This window comes from Haloprofundus halobius (genome assembly GCF_020097835.1).
In the GTDB taxonomy this organism is placed as follows: Archaea; Halobacteriota; Halobacteria; order Halobacteriales; family Haloferacaceae; genus Haloprofundus; species Haloprofundus halobius.
The window spans coordinates 563,768-583,813 of sequence record NZ_CP083666.1; the positions used below are offsets into that span (position 1 = coordinate 563,768).

Sequence of the window (20,046 nt, forward strand, 5' to 3'; positions counted from 1 at the left end):
ATATCACGGTTCGACGAACGACGAAACTCAGCGGGTATCGTGACCGAATCTGAACCCCGAGCCGTCGTCGGAGTGCTTCTCTTCGTCGTCGTCGGACTCGTCGCCGCCCGCAGACGTCGTCTCGTCGGTCGTCGACTGCCGCGACCCGGATTCGGACCGACTGCCGGTCCGGTCGTCGTCGCCGAACCGGTCGTCGTCGCCGAATCTATCGTCGTCATCGTGTCGGCTCCCACCGACTCCGCTGTCGGGTCCGTCGTCGCCGTCGTCACCGACAGCACCGTCGCCACCGGCATCGCCATCGTCGCCGCCGTCTCCGTCGGCCGGAATCGTGACGAGGGCGAACGAGGGGTTCGAGTGCCCGAGCACCATCAGTTCGTACATCCGGAAGTACGTCTGGACGACGATTCCGACCGGAAGCGCGATGAGCAGGAACGCCAGAAACGCCACCAGAAGCGTCAGTCCACCCAGAGCGGCGGTGACCGGGGTGAGCATCGCACCGAACACGCTCACGATTGCGATGACGACGACGACGGCTATCGCACCGATGACGAGTCCGGGGATGGCGACGACGATGCTGGTAGCGATGCCGACACCGATTCCGAGGATGGCCCGCATGACGAGGTAGACGAGATACTGCTTCCACTCGCCGCGGAGCGTCGGCCAGAAGCGCCGCCACCCGTCGACGACGCCCACGTCTTCGACGAGCATCACGGCGGTGACGAACGTGTTCGTCAGGCCGACGACGAGGCCGAGAACGACGCTCACGAGGGCGAAGAGAGCGAGCGCCGCGACGATTCCGACGACGCCGACTCCGGCGAAGAGGCCGCTGAAGAGGCCGGGGTCGATACCGTACTCCGAGAGGAGTCCGGGCGCGACGAACGCGAGGACGAACAGCGCGGCCCCGACGAGTATCGGCACGCTGACGACCACGTCGAGGAGCAGTTTGAAGCCGAACAGTCGAAGCCCCTTGCCGAACCGACGGCGGAACGGCCCGCGGATGCGCACGTCGTCGGTGCGGAGGGCGTCGAGGAAGACGAATCGCATCACGTCGCCGATGAGGCGGAACAGGAGGACGAGGGCGAGGAGGACCACGAGGACGCCGCCGACGAGGAGGGCTACCTCGGCGAGCGTCCCGGGGTCGACGCCGGTCGTCGGGTCAGGCGCTGGAGAGGGCGTCGGCTGTGGTTGCGTCGGCACGTCGCCGCTTCCCCCGAAATTACCGAAATTCAGCGGTGAACTGCCGGTGTTCAACACGCCGAGGAAGAAGACGATTACTGCGAGTCGGAGCCACCGACCGAGGCGAAACGGGAACAGGAATCGACGAGTGGAATCTATCGCATCGTCGATTGCATCGATTGCGTACCAGGGCACGGTCGGATGATTTCACTCGCACGACAAATACGTTGCCCTAAAAAGCACAGTTCGGGTGGCGACGCGTTCTCCTGGTTTTACTTTTCGACTACACGGAGAGCAGTTCGTGTCGTTCGACGGCGACGTCGTAGCCGACGGCGTCGACCTCCCGGCTCGGCCACTCGCCGGTTGCGGTGAGCGTCTCGAACCTGTCGCCGGTGACGAGCACCGTGTCCTCGCTCTTCGCGCCCTGAATCGTCGGATTCCACGCGTATCCCATCGGCGCGTGAACGTCGTCGTCGGCCGTCGGCGACGCGAACCACTCGCGTCCGGCGTAGCCCGCCGCGCCGCCCTGATGGTGGTGCTGCCACTCGTCGGGGAACCCGACGCGGTCGTACGCCTCCCGAATCGCGTCGAAGACGCTCGACGCTGCGCCGCCGTGCTCGGCGACATCGCGCGTCGCCGCCAGCGCCGTCGCCTCGACGCGCATCGCCTTCTCGTGTCGCTCGGCGAGCCACTCGGGCGGGTCGAACGCGACGGTTCGGGTCGTGCTCGCGTGGAGGCCGCCGCGTTCGGCCGTCACCGAGACGAGCGCGTAGTCGCCGAGCGGTTCGAGTTTCGGCGTGTAGTGGCGGTACGACTGCGCGCGCTCGGCGCCGCCGACGAGGACGACGGGCGCGTTGATGCCGCGGGCGGAGAGCGTCACGCGCAGCGCCGACGCCGCCTCGTGTTCGGTGTCATCTGCGGTCAGTTGGCGACAGACCTGCTCGACGGCGTCGGCGGTGTCGCGCCCGAGCGCTCGGTACGTCTCGATATCGCCCTTTGAGAGTGGTTGCCGGAGCGCCGAGGCGTTGACCGACTCGAAACCCGGCACCTCGAAGTCCGCCGCGGCGTTCGCCGGCGAGCGGTCGGCGACCGTCTCCGCGAGCGACGACTCGTACCACTGCCCCGTCTCGACCGAGAACTCGTCGGGGAGTTCCTCGTCGACGAGGCGCGGCGCTTCGATGTTGTCGGTGACGACGCGGAACTCGCCGTCCCCGGCGTCTCCGTTCTCGGATGCGACGTACCCCGCGGCGGCGACGCCGAGGTCGGCCGTCGCGCTGACGACGTTGTCGCCGCCGGTGAGCCACGCGAAGGAGTTCGGACGGGCGAACCAGACGGCGTCGAGACCGGTGTCGTCGAGATACTGGCCGAGTCGTCGCCGCCGGTCGGCGAGCGCGTCGGACGGGTCGGCGGTTCCGCTGGTACTGACCCCGGCATCGTCGGTGTGGTCGGTCATGTTCGGGCTAATCGGCGGCACGTACTTCAACCGGTCGAAGGCGGACGACGAGACACGGCAACGAACGACGAGACGGCGGCGGACGAAGCCCGATGCGAACGGACGCGGAACGCCGACTGAGAGCGGGCGACAAAGTCGCCGGTCGGACTGCCTGACTCCGCTGGCTTGTTCGACCGGTGGACGTTCGAGAAGCGGACCAGATGGGCGTTCGGACAGGTCTAAGTACGCCCGCGCCCGACCCTGCGCTAGGGAACATGCTGAGAACACGCACTCGCCCCGACTGGTTCTCGTTTCGACGTTTCGCGGCGTTCACCACCGCGTCGACGGCGCTGCTCATGATGCTGGGTATCTACACCGCAGCGACCGGGTCCGGACTCGCCTGTTCGGCCCAGTGGCCGCTCTGCGACAACGGCCTACTGCCGCAGACCATCCCGAGCTTCATCGAGTGGTTCCACCGTCTCGTCGCGATGGTCGTCGGCTTCCAGATTCTCGGGACCGCGGTGTGGGCGTGGAGGCGCGGGGCCGAACGAGGCGTCAAACTCTCGGCGACGCTCGCGCTCGTCGTGTTGCCGCTGCAGGTGAGCATCGGCGCGGTGACGGTGACGCTGTCGGGACTGATTCCGAACGGCTACTCGGTGCCGACGCAGGCGGCCCACTTCGTCGTCGCGCTGACCATCTTCGGCGCGCTGACGTTCGCGACGCTGCGCGCGTACGAGAGTCACTTCCGCCGGTCGGCGCTCGAACGGGCGACCCTCGCGCTTCCGGCGGCGCTGGTACTGGTCGGACTCGCGGCACTCTCGAGTCGGGTCTGGGCGTTCGTCCCCTACGGATCGGCGACGCAACCGCTGTTCATCGGCACGTCGCTCGGGGCCATCGCGGCGCTACTCGCGGCGCTGGTCTGGATCACCCAAGCGTCGACTGGACGGTCGGAACTGAAACGCCTCCGCCCGCTCGTCGTCTCCGCGCTCGCCTTCGTTGTCCTCGTCGCGCTGCTCGGTCGCGACCTGGTCGTGTACACGTCGCTCGTCCGCGACCTCAACGCGCTGCTGTTCGGTCTCGCGCTCGCGAGCACCGCCGCGGCGGCGTGGCTCGCCCGACGTGCGGAGACGACGGAGACGCCGCCGACACACGGCGTCAGCGGCGACTGAGCGCGTCGTCGTCCCGAGCCATTCGTCTTTGTCCCGTTTTTTCTCCGTTCAGTTTTCAATCTGGTAATAAACACGTCAAACAGAGTGTAGAGTTCCAGTCAGGAAGAAAAGTTGAAGCGTCTGCTCGGCCTCGTCTATCGATATGAAGTCAAACCGTCAGTCCGGCGTCAGTCGTCGGACGTATCTGAAGTTGGCCGGAGCGGGCAGCGTCGCAGGACTCACCGTCACCGCCGGGTGCACCGTCGACACCGGCGGCGACGGCGGGGATGGCGGTGACGGCGGCGACGGCGGGTCCGGCAACGACACCGGAACCGACGGTGGCGACGGCGACGGCGGAAACACGGAGATCGTCCCCGGCACCGCGCCCGGATTCCCGCCGTTCGAGTTCAAAGACGATTCGGGCGAGTTGGTCGGCTTCGACATCGACCTCCTGTCGGCGGTCGTCGAGGAGACCGACTACACGCTCGCCGACTGGGAGGAGTTCGAGTTCGACTCGCTCATCCCGGCGCTGCAGAACGACCGCATCGACGTCATCGCCGCCGCGATGACCATCACCGAGGACCGCCAGGAGACCATCGCGTTCTCCGAACCCTACTACAACGCCGACCAAGCGATTCTCGTCGCCGGCGGAGGCGACTTCAGCCCGGAGTCGCTCGACGACCTCGCCGGCCAGACCGTCGGCGCGCAGGAGGGGACGACGGGCGCGGGCGTCGTCGAGGACGAGCTCGTCGCCGACGGCGACGTGCAGGAGTCGGAGTTCCGCACCTACGGCAGCTACGTCCTCGCCGTGCAGGACCTCGAAAACGGCAACGTCGACGCGCTCGTCATCGACCAGCCGGTCGCGCAGACGTTCGCCGACCAGCGCAACGTCGAGATCGCGTTCGTCTACGAGACGGGCGAGCGCTACGGCTTCGGTCTGCGACAGGACGACGACGACGTCGTCTCCGCGCTCAACGAGGGGCTGCAGGCGGTCCGCGACAGCGGGCAGTACGAGGAGATCCGCAACGAGTGGTTCGGCAGCGACGGCGAGGAAGGCGAGTCGGGCAACGAGTCGGCCGGTAACGACTCCGCGGGCAACGAGACGGGCAACAGTTCGAACTCGTCCGCAGTCGGGGAGTGACGGATGGACCCGACAGTCGTCGCACAGACCACGGGCGACTGGGCGTTCGTCCTCGACAACGCCCCCTACCTCTTCGTCGGTGCGGGGTTGACGATACTGCTCACCGTCGTCAGCATGCTGCTCGGCTTTCTCGTCGGCTTTCCGGCGGGAATCGTGGAGGTGTACGGCGGCCGGGTGAGCACGTTCGTCGTCGAGACGGTCGGTATCGTCCTTCGGGGGACGCCCATCGTCGTCATCCTCATCTTCATGTACTTCGTCTTCTCGACGCCGAGTCTCACGCTCGGGCTGTTCGACGTGACGGTGACGCTCTCGGACGCGTTCATCGCGAGCGTGCTGGGGCTGGGGCTGCGGAGCGCCGCGTACCAGTCGCAGATCTTCCGCGGGGCGCTCCAGAGCGTCGACGAGGGCCAGTTGGAGGCGGCGCGCTCGGTGGGGATGAGCAAACTCGAAGCGATTCGCCACGTCGTCGTGCCGCAGGCGCTTCGGCGGTCGGTTCCGGGCTTCCAGAACGAGGTGACTATCGTCCTCAAGGACACGAGCGTCGTCTTCGCCATCGGCCTCGCCGAGTTGCTGACGCGGAGCTACGACCTGTTCGTCCGCCAGACGACGGCGGTGCTGGAGGTCGTGCTGTTCGTCAGCGCTATCTACTTCGTGCTGACGTTCGTCACCAATCGGGGACTGGACCTCGTCGGCTCGTACTACGAGATTCCGGGCGGTGAGCAGGCGTGACGGTGGGTTTGGAGCGGTCAGAGTCAGCGCGCAGTTTCGCAGATTTCGCAGGAGGTCGACGTACATGAGCGACAACGAACACACGTATCTACTCGAGGTGGACCGCGTCTCCCAGAGCTACGGGACCGAGAAAGTGCTGCGCGACATCAGTTTCGAGATGGGCCGCGGCGACGTGACGGTGCTCGTCGGCCCGAGCGGGTCGGGGAAGTCGACGATGCTGCGCTGCGTCAACCGACTCACCGAGATCGACAGCGGCGACATCTACCTCGACGGCGAGCGCGTCACCGGACCCGACGTCGACGTGAACGAACTCCGCAAGGAGGTCGGCATGGTGTTTCAGGGCTTCAACCTGTTCGCGCATCTCACGGCACGTCAGAACATCATGCTCGGGCCGCGTCGCGTGCTCGGCCTCAGTAAGGAGGAGGCCGGAAAGCGCGCCGACGAGCACCTGGAGATGGTCGGCCTCACCCCGCAAGCGGACTCCTACCCCGGCGAGCTTTCCGGCGGCCAACAGCAGCGCGTCGGCATCGCCCGCGCGCTGGCGATGGAGCCGAAACTGATGCTGTTCGACGAGCCGACGAGCGCGCTCGACCCCGAACTCATCGGGGAGGTGCTGGAGGTGATGCGCGACCTCGCAGACCGCGGGATGACGATGCTCGTCGTCACCCACGAGATGAGCTTCGCGCGCGAAGTCGCCTCCGAGATGCTGTTTCTCGACGGCGGGAAGATCGTCGAGCGCGGCCCACCCGAACAGCTGTTCGAGCGCCCTGAACAGGACCGCACGGCGTCGTTCCTCCGGCGCATCACCGAGATGCACTCATGAGCGAACCCGTCGTCGACGCCGCCCAGGAGCAGGAGGGCGAGACTCGACTCACGACCGGGACGGCCGGACGGGCGCTCCTCGTCGCCGCCGGGGTGCTGTTCTGGGGCTGGCTCCTGCTTCGGTGGCTCAACGACTGGCTCGGCGGGCTGTTCGTCCCGGTCGGAGAGCCGTTCGTCCCCCCGGCGACCGTCGAGTCGCTCGGGGCCGGGGTTCCGGGTCTCGCGGGCGCGTTCGAGTCGCTCGCGTTCGCCGTCGAGTATCTGCCGACCCTCTCGGAGGGGCTGTGGCTCACGCTCGTGCTGACCATCCTCGGCATTTTCTTCGGCTTCTTCATCGCCGTGCCGCTGAGCGTCGCCCGCGTCTACGGCAACCTCTCGAAGTACGTCTCGCTCGTCTACACCGAACTCCTGCGCGGGACGCCGCTTCTCGCGCAGCTGTTCGTGCTCTACTACGGGCTGAACTTCTCGGGGTTCATCCCCGGCTTTCTCGACGGCGTGTTCGCCAATAACGCCGCGTGGGCCGCGCTCGTCGGGTTCATCCTCAACAGCGCCGCCTACCAGTCGGAGTACATCCGTTCGGCGCTACAGAGCGTCGACGCGGGCCAACTCACCGCGGGTCGCGCCATCGGCCTCTCGAAAGTGGACGCGATTCGCTACGTCGTCCTCCCGCAGGGGCTCCGCTTCGCCATCCCCGGCTGGACGAACGAACTCATCTACCTCATCAAGTACTCGTCGCTGGCGGCGTTCATCACCGTCCCGGAGCTGTTCAAGCGCGCCAACGACATCGCCTCCTCGAACTTCCGCTACACGGCGATGTTCACCATCACGGCGGTGCTGTATCTGGCGCTCGTCATCACGGCGTCTCGGCTGATGGGCTGGGTCGAAGACAGAACGGCGATTCCGGGACTCGGGACGGGGAGGGGACGGTAGCGTAACGCTGCTTTTCACGGCTTCCGTACTTTTAGTTCGAGCCCCCACGTGAACTCCACGTCCGACTCGTCGCCGAGCTCCGCGTCCGGCGGATACGTCGCCACGTGCGTCTCGAACCGGTACGTTCCCGGTCGCATATACCCCCACGTCCGGTAGTCGTCCCACACGTCGTACACGGAGGTGACCGACGCCGACTCGTCGTACTCTTTCTGTCCGCACGCGTACGAAGCGTATCCACGGGGCTCTCCGGCCGGTCGGTCCGGACTCCACTTCCCCTCGACGCGGTCCATCCACTCGGCTGAACTCGGCCTGTGAAGCACGAGGCCGTCGGCGACGCTGACGCCGCGGTCCCGGTTGAAGATGCTGCACATCTCTTCCCGGTGTGAGAGTTTACGTGCCGCTCCCCGATTCGTCGTCGTCACTTCGACGCGCGCTGTCTTCTCGGGGGTCACGTTCGGCTCTACGACTTCGGCGTCGATTTCGAGTTCCGCCTCTTCCGGGATCTCGTCCGTCGATGCTATCGAAATCCAACGCTGGGCGTCCGGGTCGGCGTTTTCGGGTGGCTCACGGTTTCTCGACTCGTTCGATCCGTCGGCGGACGCCAACGGTGGGTCCGCGACACAGCCGGAGAGTCCGGCGGCGACGACGGCGAGGAGGGCACGTCTATCCATGGCTCCGAATCACGTACGGCGTTCAAAAGTGTTGATGGAGTGAACGAAGTCCCGCCGACTCAGAACTCCGTCACGACCTCGATGCCCTCCGTCTCGTAGTTCGTCATCGCCGCCAGTCGCTCCGGCACCTCTGAGAGTGACACCTCTCGACTCACGAGGGCGCCGGGGTCCACGTCGCCCGTCGCCATGAGGCCTAAGAGTTCCTCGTACCGCGTCGGCGGCATCCCGCGCGAGCCGAGGAAGGAGATCTCCTGCATCGTCATCCGGTCCGTCGGCAGCGACACCTCGCCGCGCTCCTTCTCCGTCGTCAGTCCGAGTTGGACGTGCGTGCCGCGCTTGCGGAGACAGAAAATCGAGTTGCGACACGTCTCTTCGAGGCCGAGCGCGTCGACGGAGACGTGTGCTCCTCCCCCTGTCTCGGCGCGAATCGCGCTCGTGACGCCGCGGCCGTCGAGGTCCGAGGAGTCGACGGTGGCGTCCGCGCCGACTTCGCGCGCGAGGTCCAGTTTCTTCGCGTCGATGTCGACGGCGACGACGCGCGCGCCCACCGCGTTCGCGACCTGCACGGCGGAGAGTCCGACGCCTCCACAGCCGTGGACCGCCACCCAGTCGCCGGTTCGGACGTCGGCGCGGTGGGTGAGCCCGTGGAACGCCGTCATGAACCGACAGCCGAGCGCGGCCACGTCGCGGGCGGCGACGTTCTCCGGCAGGGGCATCGCGTTGTAGTCGGCGTAGGGGACGTGGACCTGCTCGGCGAACGCGCCCGGAGCCTCCGACTGGAAGCCGAGCGAGAGGCCGTCCTGACAGACGTTGCCGTGACCGTTTCGGCAGTACGGGCAGGTGCCGTCGCCGAGGTTGAACGGGACGGCGATTCGGTCGCCATCGCGGAGGTGGTCGACGCGTTCGCCGACGGCGACGACGCGACCCGCGGGTTCGTGGCCGAGAATCTGTCCCTTCGGCACCTGGTCGTCAGCCCACTCGCCGTGGCCCTGCCAGGCGTGCCAGTCGCTCCGGCAGATGCCGCAGGCTTCGACGCCGACGACGACGCCGTGCGGGTCGGGTTGGGGGGCGTCTACGTCTTCGACGACGAGCGGTTCTCCGTACTCGTGTAAAACTGCGGCACGCATCGCCGTACGGTATGCGAAGTCGCCACAAAAGTTCGCCGTCTTCGAAGCCGGAGCGTCGGTGTCCTTCGCTCGCGGCGATTCGTCGCCCCGACCAACACTCCGGCCACGTGTACGTTCTACTCCAGACCGAAAAACGTTTAGCAGTCTCCAGCCCTTCGGGTGAGCTATCTTCCGAGACGACGGTCCCTCACGGATGAACCGACGGCAGTACCTCTCGACGGTCGGAGTGGCCGCGCTCGCGGTTCCCAACGCGGCCGAATCAGTCGTCGGTGCCGTCGATGCCATCGATGCACAGCCCAGTCAGACGTCCGAAGCGCAGACGTCACTCACCAACGAGCGACTCGCGGCGAAACTACGGGCGCTGGACGAACGGTCGCCGCTCGTCGCGCTCCGACGAATCGGTCGCTCCGCCGGTCGAGACGACCCGCTGTGGGAGTTCCGAATCGGCAGGGGAGAGACGAACGTCCACCTCGTGACGCAGTTGCACGGCGACGAACCCGCCGGAACCGAGGCGATACTCACCGTGCTTCGGGAACTGGTCGACGACCCCGAAAGGCACGCGGACGTCCTGAACGAACTCACGCTCACCGTCGTCCCCCGGGCGAACCCCGACGGCGCGATGTTCGCCCGCGACGACGACGGCGACGGCACCGCAGAGCGCGTCACCCGTCGGGAGAACGTCCAACCGTGGCGGCAGGACGCCTCCCGACACGAACCGGACTACCACAGCGTCAACCGGCCGCCGGGCTACGACCTGAACCGCGACTTCGACCCCACGGTCGAGTTCTCGCAGGCGGGCCGTTCGGCCCGAAACACCGACGCCGACTCCAGCGAGTGGACCGAGTACGAGGAGAACGACGAACAGTACTGGCGACACGACCGGGCGTATCGGGGGCACACGCTCCGCGGCAGCGGCCTCGGACTCACGCCGGAAGTCACCGCGGTCGTCGACTCTTACCGGTGCGCGGACCCGGACGTAGCCATTACACACCACCACAAGAGCGTCGGCACGCGCGGGCGGAGCGCGGAGTCGCCGTCGCTTCTGAGCGTCATGGCGGCGTTCGGCCCGGCGTATCTCGAACGCGCGCCGTCGTACGAGGCCGGCGAACCGGTCGAGACGGTCGTCAATCCGTTCCTCGACGCCGAGACGAGTCGGCGCTCGCTCCGACTGAACTCGGCCGTCGCCCGCGAACTCACCGCGGGCGGACGGTTTGGTGAGGTGACTCGCTACGGCTACGAACCGCTCTGGGGGTCGTATCTCGACGCGCTCTCGCCGAAGACGAACGCCGCGGGGATGCTGTACGAAGTGGCCGGGCAGTCCGACGAGGCGGACAGCTTCGACTACGGCCGAAAGATCGCCGTCTCGCGGGCGGCGTTCCGGCGGACGTTCGAGGCGCTGGCGACGGACCCGACGCTCTCGAACGTCGACGAGCGTCGGTACTTCGACCTCCCGCTGGAGTCGGGCGGACCGACGGAGCGGTAGTCGGGACGGTCCGCGCGGCAGTCGGATCCGTTCGGGCGGCAGTCGAGTCCAAACGGCGGCCGACCGCCCCCGGCGGTCGACGTCTCAGAAGAAGTCGGTGAGGCCCGCCTGTCCGTCGTCGTCCTCGGCATCGCTCCCGGAGTCGTCGGACGTCGATTCTTCGGAACTGTCGTCGGCCTCGATCGCGGACATCCCCGCCCCCTCGACCGTTTCGCCTGCCTTCGTGTCGTCGGTGGCTCCGTCGCTCTCGCCGTCCAACGCCGAGTCGGCCTCGCCGTCTCCGCCGCTCGCCGTGTCCGCGAACGCGCCGCCGGAGTGCGCCTCCATCGCCTCCTCGCGGAGTTCCTCGGCGTCTTCGACGATGGACTGCACTTTCTTCGTCGACTCGCCGCTGCCGGTGACGTGGGCGACGTGTTTCTCCTCGAACTCGTAGTACGCCGCCATCGCGACGGTGAGGTCTCGGGGCTTGCAGTGGTGGGTCATCACCGAGAGGTAGGGGACGATTCGTCGGCGCGCGATGCTCATGCTCGCGCCGCTGGATTCGGCGATTTGGCGGGCCACCTCGTCGCCGGTCTTGTCCTTCGAGCGCCAGAACTGCGGGCGTCCGTAGCGCGTCCACCCACCCTTCGTGCCGTCGCGGGCGGCGGCGACGCCCGCAGCGAGGTTGTCGCCGGCGTAGCGCCAGTAGCTGTAGTCCTGGCTCGCGCGCACGCGACCCAGCCAGCGGTCGGCGTTGGCGAGGAACTCGTAGGCACGGGCGACCTCTTCGCCCTCGTACACGTCGAGCATGTTGTCCTCGACCCACTTCGTCAGGTCGTCGGGCGTCTCGTCGACGTCGTAGGAGGTGTACAGCGCCTCCTGCGGCGACTCCTCTTTGAGCACTTGGTCCAAGAACTCGAAGATGCCCACGGAGCGGTCTCGGTCGCTCGTCGCGACGGACTCCTCGGTGATCTCGTCGCGGCCTTCGGCGGCCGCCTGGAGGTCGTTGACCGCGCCGCGGAGGTCGCCGCTGTTGGCGTCGGCGATGCGTTCGAGGGCGGCGGATTCGTACTCGATTCCCTCCTGTCGGCAGATGTCTCGGAGGACGGGGACGATCGAGCGGGCGCTCACGTCGCGGAACTCGATCGATTCGCAGGCGTTGCGCAGGCCGCGGCTCATCTCGTAGAACTCGTTGGCGATGAGCACCATCGGCTGACCCGCCTCCTTGACGAGCTTCGTGATCGCGCGCGCGCCGCCGCGGTCGTAGTTGCCGTGGATGTTGTCGGCCTCGTCGAGGACGATGAGTTGGCGACCCGACTCGCCTTTGCTCGACCCGCCGAGCGTCTCGTTCATCGCCGCGCGCCCGGCGAAGCGCTCGATGACGGCGGCGGTCCGCTGGTCGGAGGCGTTCAGTTCGACGGTCTCCCACCCCATGTCGTTGGCGAGCGCGTGCGCCGCGGAGGTTTTGCCGACGCCCGGACTGCCGTAGACGATGACCGCGTCGCCGTGGTCGTCCCATGTTTCGGCCCACTCGCGGAACTTGTCGCGGGCCTTGTTGTTGCCGCGTATCGCCGACAGCGACCGAGGGCGATACTTCTCCGTCCAATCCATTACGCGAACAGAGGCGAGTGCCGCGTTTAGTGGTTCCGGAGCGTCCCGTTCTCCGCCCTCGACGTTCACGTCCACACGACCGTCGTCGACCCACGACGATGGGCGCTCTTATGCCGAACATCGAGGAGTACACCCACGGTGAGAGAGCGTGGCGAATTTTCTCGTGTACTACGGAACGGGTGAGGGACAGACGGCGAAAGTCACCGACCGCATCGCCGAACGACTCGACGAACGCGGACACGACGTGACGGCGGTCAACGCGAGCAAGTCCCCGGACGGCATCTCGGTGACGGCGTTCGACGCCGTCCTCGTCGGCGCGTCGATACACGGCGGGAAGCAACAGCAGGCGGTCGTGCGGTTCGTCGACGCGAACCGTGACGCGCTGGCGACGAAACCGACTGGATTCTTTCAGGTGTCGCTGTCCTCGGCGGACGAGCGGGGGGAGGCGCAGGCGGCGGGGTACGTCGACGGGTTCGTCTCCGAGACCGACTGGCACCCCGACCGAATCGGCCTCTTCGGCGGCGCGCTCCGCTACTCGGAGTACGGGTTCCTCAAGCGACTGGTGTTGAAGCAGATCGCCAAACGCGCGCTCCCGGACACCGACACCTCCCGAGACGTGGAGTTCACCGACTGGGCGGAGGTCGACGCGTTCGCCGCCGACTTCGCCGCGTTCGCCGAGGGGCGTCTCGGCGTCGTCCCGCCCGTCTCCGACCCAGACGGAACACGAGAGGAGTCGGACGAGTGAGATCCCCGGAGAACTCCGGTAGCCAGACCGATTTTGCACTCGCGTGACAGCCCCGCGAACTGGAGTTCGAGTTCTATCGGCTCGTCGCCGACTCGACGAGCGCCCGACAGGAGGCGCAGACGGAGGAGTGAACGGCCATCACACGCGGTGAGTTACGTCTCGTCGTCGTTCGCGCCATTGTTCGCGTCGCCCACGACGAAAACAAGGGTGCGAAACCGACGACCCCGATACCGTGCGTCGCGAGTCGGAGGCCGGTCAGATCGCAGTACGGCCGAACAGTACGTGACAGACGCCCGAACACGGCAGTTTCCGCTATCGAAATCGTTTAGCCAACAACTTTCAAAACGCCGGCTACGACCATGAGGGATATCGCGTCTGGCTTTACGACGGCCGCGTACACGTCGGCGACCACGACCCGACCGGGAGTCCGGCGTACGGGCGAACACCGATGACCGGTGAAGCCCGACAGTCCGACACCGACACCGGTCCCCTCGACGGCGTGACGGTCCTCGACGCCTCCCGCGTGCTCGTCGGCCCGTTCTGTACGATGCAGTTGGGCGACCTCGGCGCGGACGTCATCAAGATAGAGCGTCCCGGTAGCGGCGACCAGACGCGCGGGTGGCACCCGCCGACGTACGGTGACTCCGAGGAGAGCGCCTACTACCTGAGCGTCAACCGCAACAAGCGCTCGCTGACGCTCGACCTCGCGTGCGAGGAGGGGCGCGACGTGTTTCGAAGCCTCGCGAGCGAGGCGGACGTCGTCGTCTCGAACTTCCGCGTCGGCAAGATGGCGGAGTTCGGTCTCGACTACCAGACGCTGAAAGCGGAGAACCCCGGCCTCGTTTACTGCGCACTCTCGGGCTACGGCGAGTGGGGTCCAGATCGGGACCGACCGGCGTACGACCTCATCATGCAGGCCGAGGGCGGCCTCATGAGCATCACCGGCGAGGAGGACGGCGCGCCGGTGCGCGTCGGTGTCGCCATCGCCGACATCGGCGCGGGGATGTACGCGACGCAGGCGATTCTCGCCGCGCTGTTCGAGCGCGAACTCGGCGACGGCACCGGCCAGAAGGTGGACGTCTCGCTGCTCGACGGACAGGTGGCGTGGATGAGCTACATGGCCACCAACTACTTCGCGACGGACGTTCCGCCGGGACGGATGGGGAGCAAACACCCGACTATCGCCCCGTATCAGGCGTTTCCGACCGCGGACGGCTACGTCGTCGTCGCGGTTCCCTCCCCCACCCTCTGGCCGAAGTTCTGCGCGGCCATCGGCCACGAGGAACTCGTCGACGACGAACGCTTCGCCGACAACGCCGCGCGGGTCGAACACCGCGACGAACTCGACGCGATACTGGAAGCCGAGTTCGAGACGCACACCACCGAGGAACTGCTCGCGCTGTTCGCCGAGTTCGGCGTCCCCGCCAGCGACGTGAAGGATATGGAGGACGTCTTCGAGAACCCGCAGGTCCGCGCGCGAGGGATGCGACAGTCGGTGTCGCACCCGACCGCCGGCGAGGTGGTGATGCCGGGCAGTCCGATGCATCTCTCGAAGACGCCGACGTCCGTCCGTCAGCACCCGCCGCTGCTCGGCGAGCACACCGCCGAGATTCTCCGCGAGTTCGGTTACACCGACGACGACATCGCGCAGTTCGGAGAAGACGGCGTCGTCTGAGACGCTCGCGCCAATCGGCCCTCTCTCTCGGTTTATTTGTCCCGTGCGACCGAACTCCGACGCCGTGCTACACGCTGTCGCACCGTGACAAGCCTTTTTCAGGTTCCCCGAGACGACCGGATATGTTCCCCGAGACGGTCGAGACCGAACGCCTCCGCTTGGAGCGCCTCGGTCCCGACACGGTCGACGTCCACGACTTCTACGCGGTCATGTCGTCAGCGGAGATGGACGAGGTAACTCGTCACCACACGCAGACGAGACACGAGACGCCGAAGGAGAGCGCCGATTACCTCGACGAAAAGGCCGAAAAGTGGAAGAGCGGCGAGGCCGCGCAGTACGTCGTCCGTCCGCGCGACGGCGAGGACGGTGCGGGCGAGTTCGCGGGCGTCACCGGTCTCGGGTTCCAGTGGGAGAAACGGACCGCCATCATGGGCCTGTGGCTCCGCAAGCGCTTCTGGGGTCGCGGTTACTCCGGTGAGCGTGCGGCGGCGCTGTTGCACGTCGCCTTCGCCGAACTGGACCTCGAGCTCGCCTCGCCCGCGCACACGCCGGAGAACGAGCAGTCCAGGCGCGCCATCGAGAAGTACGTCGACCGATTCGGCGGCCGGTACGAAGGAATCCTCAGAAACTGGGTGCCCGCCGAGATGACGACCACGGGAGAGACATGGGATCTCCACCGCTACTCCATTGCGCAGACGGAGTGGTGTGCCGCCGTCGACGACGAGACGGTCGAGACGCCGGAGGTGCAGGTCAGCTATGAGTAGCGGCCTCTTCCCGACGGTTATCGAGACGGAGCGTCTCCGACTCGAACCTCGAACGCCGGAGTACGTCGACGTCCACGAACTGTACCGCATCTGCTCGCCGTCGCCGGAGATGGACGAAGTCACTCGGCACCTCCCGTGGTCGCCGCACGATACTCCCAAAGAGACGTCCGAGTTCCTGCGTCGGGGGCGGCAGCACCGTGAGAACCACGAGACGGTCGACTACGTCATCAGACCACGAGAGAACGAGGACGGCGCAGGCGAAATCGCCGGATTCGGCGGGTTGAACCTCCAGTGGGACCGCCGCAGCGCCGGACTCGGTCTCTGGCTCGGAAAACGGTTCTGGGGCCGCGGCTACTCCGCCGAGCGCGCGGCGGCGCTGCTCGAACTCGCGTTCGACCATCTGGACCTCGAACTCGTCCGCGTGTGCCACGACCCCGAGAACGAGAACTCCCGACGGGCCATCAAGAAGTACGTCGACCGCTTCGGCGGCCAGCGCGACGGCACGTTCCGCAACGCGGCGGCGACGGTTGATGGTGAGGTCGTCGACCGGACGCACTACACGGTAACGCAGAGACAGTGGCGCGAGGCCGGTGGCGATACCGAGCCGACGGTCCGAATGCGGTGGGACGACGACTGACCCCGCTCACTCCGCGTCCGGCAACGACCCGGCGACGACCGTGCCGCCCTTCAGCACCGCCTCGGGGTTGTTCAGACGCGTCACGTCCTCGGTGGGGTCGCCGTCGACGACGAGCAGGTCGGCGAACGTGCCGGGTTCGAGCGTCCCCGACCCCTCCAACCCGATCGCGTCGGCGGCCGTTTCGGTCATCGCCCGAATCGCCTCGGTCTCGGTCATGCCGTACTCGGCCATGAACGAGATTTCGGTCGCGTTCGAGCCGTGAGCGTTGAACGGCGTGCCCGCGTCGGTGCCGCCGGCGATTTCGACGCCCGCTTCGACGGCCCGACGGAACGAGTCGATGTGGCGCTCGTACACGTCGCGCGTCTTTCTGGCGCTCTCCTCGGTCGCCATCTCGGTGTTGCGGATGATGTGGTACGGTGCGGAGAGCGTCGGGACGAGCGTCACGTCCTCGTCGACGAGCATCTCGATGGCCTCGTCGTCGAGAAACGTCCCGTGTTCGACCGTGTCGACGCCCGCTGCGACGGCGGCTTTGACACCCTCGCCACCGTGGGCGTGCGTCGCCCCGTGGACGCCGCGGCGGTGTGCCTCGTCGACGATGGCGTGCAGTTCCTCGTCGGTCATCGCCACCGCGTCGGGGTCGCTGCCGGGCGTCGTCACCCCGCCGGTGGTCATGAACTTGATGAACTCAGCGCCCTGCTTGATCTGCTCGCGGACCGCCTTGCGGGCGTCGTCCGGGCCGTCGATCTCCCGTCCGAGGTGGTGGCCGTGCCCGCCGGTGATGGTGATGGAGCGGCAGTTGGCGACCATCCGCGGTCCCGGCACGTCGCCGCTGTCGACGGCGCGCTTCAGGGTGGGGTCCACGTCGCGCGCGCCCATCGCGCGGACGCCCGTCACGCCCGATTCGAGCGTCTTTCGGGCGTTTCGCGCCTCGACCAACGCGAGTTCCGCGTCGCTCATGCCGACCACGTCCTCGACGCTCACCTCGCCGGAGAGCGAGAAGTGGACGTGCGCGTCAACGAGACCCGGCAGCACCGTCCGACCGGGCAGAGAGACGACCGGTTCGTCGGCGTCGGTCGCGGCCTCCGCGTCGCCGACGGCGAGTATCTCCCCCGCGTCGGCGTCGACGCGGATCGACCCCTCACGGGACTCTCCTCGGTCGAACAGCAGCACGTCTCGAAGAATCATCGTCGGCCCGTAGTGTCGGCGTAGGCTTGAACGTGTCTTTCTACGGTATGTGGGTGCACACGACACATTTCGGTCGCGTACCACGTGGCCAGAAAGCACTTCCGGCACCGCCAAGTTCGGGGAGAGTATGACAGAGACGAACAGCGGCCGGTTCGGTGTTCTCACCGCCGTCGCGGGCGTGCTCGCGGGGACCGTCGCCTACGCGTTCGGGTACGCGCTGACGTACGTGCTCACGAGTTCGGAGATACAGAACTCCAGCGCACAGCAACTGCTGGAGGTTTTCAGCGGCGAGTCGGCCACGTGGAAAGCCGTCGGCTGGGTGTTCTACAACGCGCACTTCGTCGACGCGCAGATTCCCAGCCTGTTCGGCGCGTCCCGCGCGATCAACTTCGTCGCGGAGGTCGAAGCGTTCCCGTCGCTGCTGTACGTCCTCCCGCCGGTACTTCTGCTGCTCGCCGGTGTTGTCGTCGCGCGGATCGGCGGTGTCTCGGACGCCGCAGACGGCGCGAAAGTGGGCGCGTCGGTACTCGCCGGCTACTTCGCGCTCTCGGTCGTCGGCGCGTTCCTCTTTACCGTTCCCATCGGCGAAACGGCCACGGCCGAACCCGACTTCGTCGCCGCCGTCCTCGTCGCGGGTGTCGTCTACCCGGCCGTCTTCGCGACCCTCGGCGGTGTCGTCGCGGGCGTCGTTCAGAGTTCGCGGGCGACCATCTCGCCCCAATGAGTGAAGCCGAACCGCTCGTAGAACGCCCGTGCGCGCTCGTTCTCCCCGTCGACGTCGAGCACCATCCGGTCGAGCGGGAGCTCTTGCGCCCGCGCCGCGTCGAGCGCGGCGTCGAGTAACTCGTCGGCGACGCCCGTTCCGCGGTGGTCGGGGGCAACGTAGATCTCGTTGAGCACGGCCGCGTCCCAGATCATCGACAGCGACGCCGGGAGGACGAACGCGTAGCCGACGAGTCGGCCCTCGCCGTTCTCGGCGACGTGGATCGTCCGCCCGTCCTCGTCGACACAGCGGTCGACCCACGCTCGATACGACTCGCGGTACTCGTCGGTGAGTTTCGCCTCGTACGTCTCGCGCTTGTCGTCGCCGCCGGTGCCGTCGCCCAGTCCGAGTTCGAACGCGCGTTTCAGTTCCCAGAGGTCGTCGTACTCGCTGTCCTCGCCGTGTGCGTAGGGCCGAACGTCCATGTCGGCGTGTCGACGACGGTCGGTATCAGTAGTTCGGAGTCCGTCTCTCCGGTCGCGTTGTCCCCGTCACTCGTGTCGCCGTCTTCGCCCGTTCTCGCGAAGTCGCGCGCCCACGACGACGACGCTCGTGAGCACCAACAGCAACTGCGTCCCCGAGGAGACGACCGGAAAGACGCGCTCGACGTTCTCGGGTTCCTCGCCCGAGGAGGGGTCGACCCCGGTGCGGTAGTGGCGCGTCTCAGTCGTCGCCCGCGGTTCCTCGGGTGCGAGTTCGACGAACGTCTGGACGACGCCGCGCTGATTCGAGAGGTGGAGTCGCCCGTTTATCGAGTAGAAGCCGTCGTACAGGGGATAAAAGACGTTGACGCCGTTGGTGAACAGGTCCGGGAAGATGCCGCCGAGCGTGAGCGCCGCGAGCGCGGTCCACCCGAGGCGAACCCCGCGGCCGCCGAACCGGTCGCGGAGTCGCGAGCGGCCGGCGAGTCGAGTGTCGTAGAGGAGTGCCCCGCCGAAAAGTAACGGAAGCAACAGCGTATGGAGCAGCGAGCGGTGCGCGCCCGTGAGGACGAACCCGAAGAACGTGTCGAAGTCGGGCACCGCGGCGGCGACGAGGACGACAGTCAGCGCGCGGCGGTCGAACTCGTCGCCGAGGAGTGCGGCCGCGACGAGCGCGCCGACGGCGAGGTGGACGACGGTCGATGGCACGTACTGAGGTCGCACAGCGCGACTATGTACGTTGCGCCGCCGTCCGGGGTCTTCGAGACGCCTGACGAACTCGTCATTCGTCGAACCCTCCTTTCGATAGCCTTTTCCCCGGTCGCCGACCCACACCGCCTATGTGGCAGTCCGCCCGCGGAGGGTCGCGACGATGACCGAGACGCCCAGAGACGACCTCGCTCGACGCATCGCCGGTGAGGTGACGCTCAGCGACGAACCGGGCGCGACGCTCCGGAAGTGGCGAACCGACTTCGACGTCTCCCAGACCGAACTGGCCGCGCAGTTGGACGTCTCCTCGTCGGTCATCTCCGACTACGAGAGCGGCCGCCGCGAGAGTCCGGGCATCGGCGTCATCCGGCGGATGGTCGACTCGCTGCTCGACATCGACGAACAGCGCGGCGGCGGCCGGATTCGCCAGTACGCCCGCGTGCTCTCGGCGGGCTTCGAGAGCGACATCGTCCACGACCTCCGCGAGTACTCCACGTCGATCCCGCTCGACCGCCTCTACGAGGCGATGGAGGCGACCGAACTCGTCCGCGGCGACGAGGACACCGTCAGCGGCCACACCGTCATCGACAGCATCCAAGCCATCACGCGCCTCTCCTCCGACGAGTTCTACCGCCTCTACGGGCAGAGCACGAACCGCGCGCTCGTGTTTACGGGCGTCACCCGCGGCGAGTCGCCGCTGGTCGCGATGCGCGTCGTCAACCCGACGCCGAACGCCGTCGTGCTCCACGGCGTCGAGGAGGACGACCTCTGGGAGCACGCCCCGGCACTCGCGCGCATCGACGGCTTCTCGCTGGCCATCTCGAACCGCGACCTCGACGAGATGCTCGACGAGATGCGCGAGTTGCCGTAACTGGCCTGTTCTCTCTACCGTCGCCTC

At 67.2% G+C, this 20,046-nt stretch carries 20 protein-coding genes; 12 read left to right on the top strand and 8 right to left on the bottom strand.

Annotated elements, in window-relative coordinates:
• Positions 1-27 precede the first annotated feature (27 nt).
• The gene (locus tag LAQ74_RS02970) at positions 28-1,371 is read right to left on the bottom strand and encodes a DUF7544 domain-containing protein (RefSeq protein WP_224334848.1); all 1,344 of its coding nucleotides are present in this window, start codon (positions 1,369-1,371) and stop codon (positions 28-30) included.
• Positions 1,372-1,459: 88 nt separating this feature from the next.
• A complete protein-coding gene (locus tag LAQ74_RS02975) occupies positions 1,460-2,629 on the bottom strand; it encodes a M24 family metallopeptidase (protein WP_224334849.1) in 1,170 nt (389 codons plus the stop codon).
• Positions 2,630-2,883: 254 nt separating this feature from the next.
• Between LAQ74_RS02975 and LAQ74_RS02980 the strand changes: the two genes are divergently transcribed.
• From LAQ74_RS02980 to LAQ74_RS03000, 5 genes are all read left to right on the top strand, one after another.
• A complete protein-coding gene (locus LAQ74_RS02980; RefSeq protein ID WP_224334858.1) occupies positions 2,884-3,777 on the top strand; it encodes a COX15/CtaA family protein in 894 nt (297 codons plus the stop codon).
• Positions 3,778-3,919: 142 nt separating this feature from the next.
• Positions 3,920-4,897 carry a basic amino acid ABC transporter substrate-binding protein gene (locus LAQ74_RS02985; RefSeq protein ID WP_224334867.1) on the top strand — a complete coding sequence of 326 codons (978 nt, stop codon included), beginning with the start codon at positions 3,920-3,922 and terminating at the stop codon, positions 4,895-4,897.
• A 3-nt stretch (positions 4,898-4,900) separates the two neighbouring features.
• On the top strand, positions 4,901-5,626 hold the full coding sequence (locus LAQ74_RS02990; RefSeq protein WP_224334876.1) for an amino acid ABC transporter permease: 726 nt from the start codon (positions 4,901-4,903) through the stop codon (positions 5,624-5,626).
• 64 nt (positions 5,627-5,690) lie between these two features.
• Positions 5,691-6,449 (top strand): amino acid ABC transporter ATP-binding protein, encoded by a 759-nt coding sequence (locus LAQ74_RS02995; RefSeq protein ID WP_224334878.1) that lies wholly within the window; start codon positions 5,691-5,693, stop codon positions 6,447-6,449.
• Entirely contained in the window at positions 6,446-7,378 is a 933-nt protein-coding gene (locus LAQ74_RS03000; RefSeq protein WP_224334880.1) for an amino acid ABC transporter permease, read from the top strand. The genes LAQ74_RS02995 and LAQ74_RS03000 overlap by 4 nt, the downstream gene beginning before the upstream one ends.
• A 14-nt stretch (positions 7,379-7,392) precedes the next feature.
• Here LAQ74_RS03000 and LAQ74_RS03005 read toward each other — a convergent pair whose 3' ends face one another.
• Positions 7,393-8,049 carry a hypothetical protein gene (locus LAQ74_RS03005; RefSeq protein WP_224334882.1) on the bottom strand — a complete coding sequence of 219 codons (657 nt, stop codon included), beginning with the start codon at positions 8,047-8,049 and terminating at the stop codon, positions 7,393-7,395.
• Between the two features lie 59 nt (positions 8,050-8,108).
• Positions 8,109-9,176, bottom strand: a complete 1,068-nt coding sequence (locus LAQ74_RS03010; RefSeq protein WP_224334884.1) for a zinc-dependent alcohol dehydrogenase family protein — start codon at positions 9,174-9,176, stop codon at positions 8,109-8,111.
• A 193-nt stretch (positions 9,177-9,369) separates the two neighbouring features.
• On the opposite strand from LAQ74_RS03010, the gene LAQ74_RS03015 reads away from it, so the two are divergent.
• The gene (locus LAQ74_RS03015) at positions 9,370-10,659 is read left to right on the top strand and encodes a M14 family zinc carboxypeptidase (protein ID WP_224334886.1); all 1,290 of its coding nucleotides are present in this window, start codon (positions 9,370-9,372) and stop codon (positions 10,657-10,659) included.
• A gap of 84 nt (positions 10,660-10,743) precedes the next feature.
• Here LAQ74_RS03015 and LAQ74_RS03020 read toward each other — a convergent pair whose 3' ends face one another.
• Positions 10,744-12,249, bottom strand: a complete 1,506-nt coding sequence (locus tag LAQ74_RS03020; RefSeq protein WP_224334896.1) for a replication factor C large subunit — start codon at positions 12,247-12,249, stop codon at positions 10,744-10,746.
• 148 nt (positions 12,250-12,397) lie between these two features.
• Between LAQ74_RS03020 and LAQ74_RS03025 the strand changes: the two genes are divergently transcribed.
• From LAQ74_RS03025 to LAQ74_RS03040, 4 genes are all read left to right on the top strand, one after another.
• Positions 12,398-12,994 (top strand): flavodoxin domain-containing protein, encoded by a 597-nt coding sequence (locus LAQ74_RS03025; RefSeq protein ID WP_224334898.1) that lies wholly within the window; start codon positions 12,398-12,400, stop codon positions 12,992-12,994.
• A 448-nt stretch (positions 12,995-13,442) separates the two neighbouring features.
• Positions 13,443-14,669 (top strand): CaiB/BaiF CoA transferase family protein, encoded by a 1,227-nt coding sequence (locus LAQ74_RS03030; protein WP_224334900.1) that lies wholly within the window; start codon positions 13,443-13,445, stop codon positions 14,667-14,669.
• Between the two features lie 122 nt (positions 14,670-14,791).
• Positions 14,792-15,433 carry a GNAT family N-acetyltransferase gene (locus LAQ74_RS03035; protein ID WP_224334902.1) on the top strand — a complete coding sequence of 214 codons (642 nt, stop codon included), beginning with the start codon at positions 14,792-14,794 and terminating at the stop codon, positions 15,431-15,433.
• Positions 15,426-16,070, top strand: coding sequence for a GNAT family N-acetyltransferase (locus LAQ74_RS03040; RefSeq protein WP_224334903.1), 645 nt, complete (start codon positions 15,426-15,428; stop codon positions 16,068-16,070). Before LAQ74_RS03035 ends, LAQ74_RS03040 begins: the two co-directional genes overlap by 8 nt.
• Before the next feature lie 6 nt (positions 16,071-16,076).
• Here LAQ74_RS03040 and LAQ74_RS03045 read toward each other — a convergent pair whose 3' ends face one another.
• Positions 16,077-17,255: a metal-dependent hydrolase family protein gene (locus LAQ74_RS03045; protein ID WP_224334905.1), complete on the bottom strand. Its 1,179-nt coding sequence runs from the start codon at positions 17,253-17,255 to the stop codon at positions 16,077-16,079.
• Positions 17,256-17,382: 127 nt separating this feature from the next.
• Here LAQ74_RS03045 and LAQ74_RS03050 point away from each other — a divergent pair, with 127 nt between their 5' ends.
• Positions 17,383-17,979, top strand: a complete 597-nt coding sequence (locus tag LAQ74_RS03050; protein ID WP_224334907.1) for a DUF7978 family protein — start codon at positions 17,383-17,385, stop codon at positions 17,977-17,979.
• On the opposite strand, the gene LAQ74_RS03055 is transcribed toward LAQ74_RS03050, so the two are convergent.
• A complete protein-coding gene (locus LAQ74_RS03055) occupies positions 17,946-18,443 on the bottom strand; it encodes a GNAT family N-acetyltransferase (RefSeq protein ID WP_224334909.1) in 498 nt (165 codons plus the stop codon). The two genes, LAQ74_RS03050 and LAQ74_RS03055, sit on opposite strands and share 34 nt — an antisense overlap.
• 66 nt (positions 18,444-18,509) lie before the next feature.
• Complete coding sequence (locus tag LAQ74_RS03060) at positions 18,510-19,148, bottom strand: metal-dependent hydrolase (protein ID WP_224334911.1); 639 nt, start codon at positions 19,146-19,148, stop codon at positions 18,510-18,512.
• A gap of 163 nt (positions 19,149-19,311) precedes the next feature.
• Here LAQ74_RS03060 and LAQ74_RS03065 point away from each other — a divergent pair, with 163 nt between their 5' ends.
• Positions 19,312-20,019 carry a helix-turn-helix domain-containing protein gene (locus tag LAQ74_RS03065; RefSeq protein WP_224334920.1) on the top strand — a complete coding sequence of 236 codons (708 nt, stop codon included), beginning with the start codon at positions 19,312-19,314 and terminating at the stop codon, positions 20,017-20,019.
• Positions 20,020-20,046: the final 27 nt, after the last annotated feature.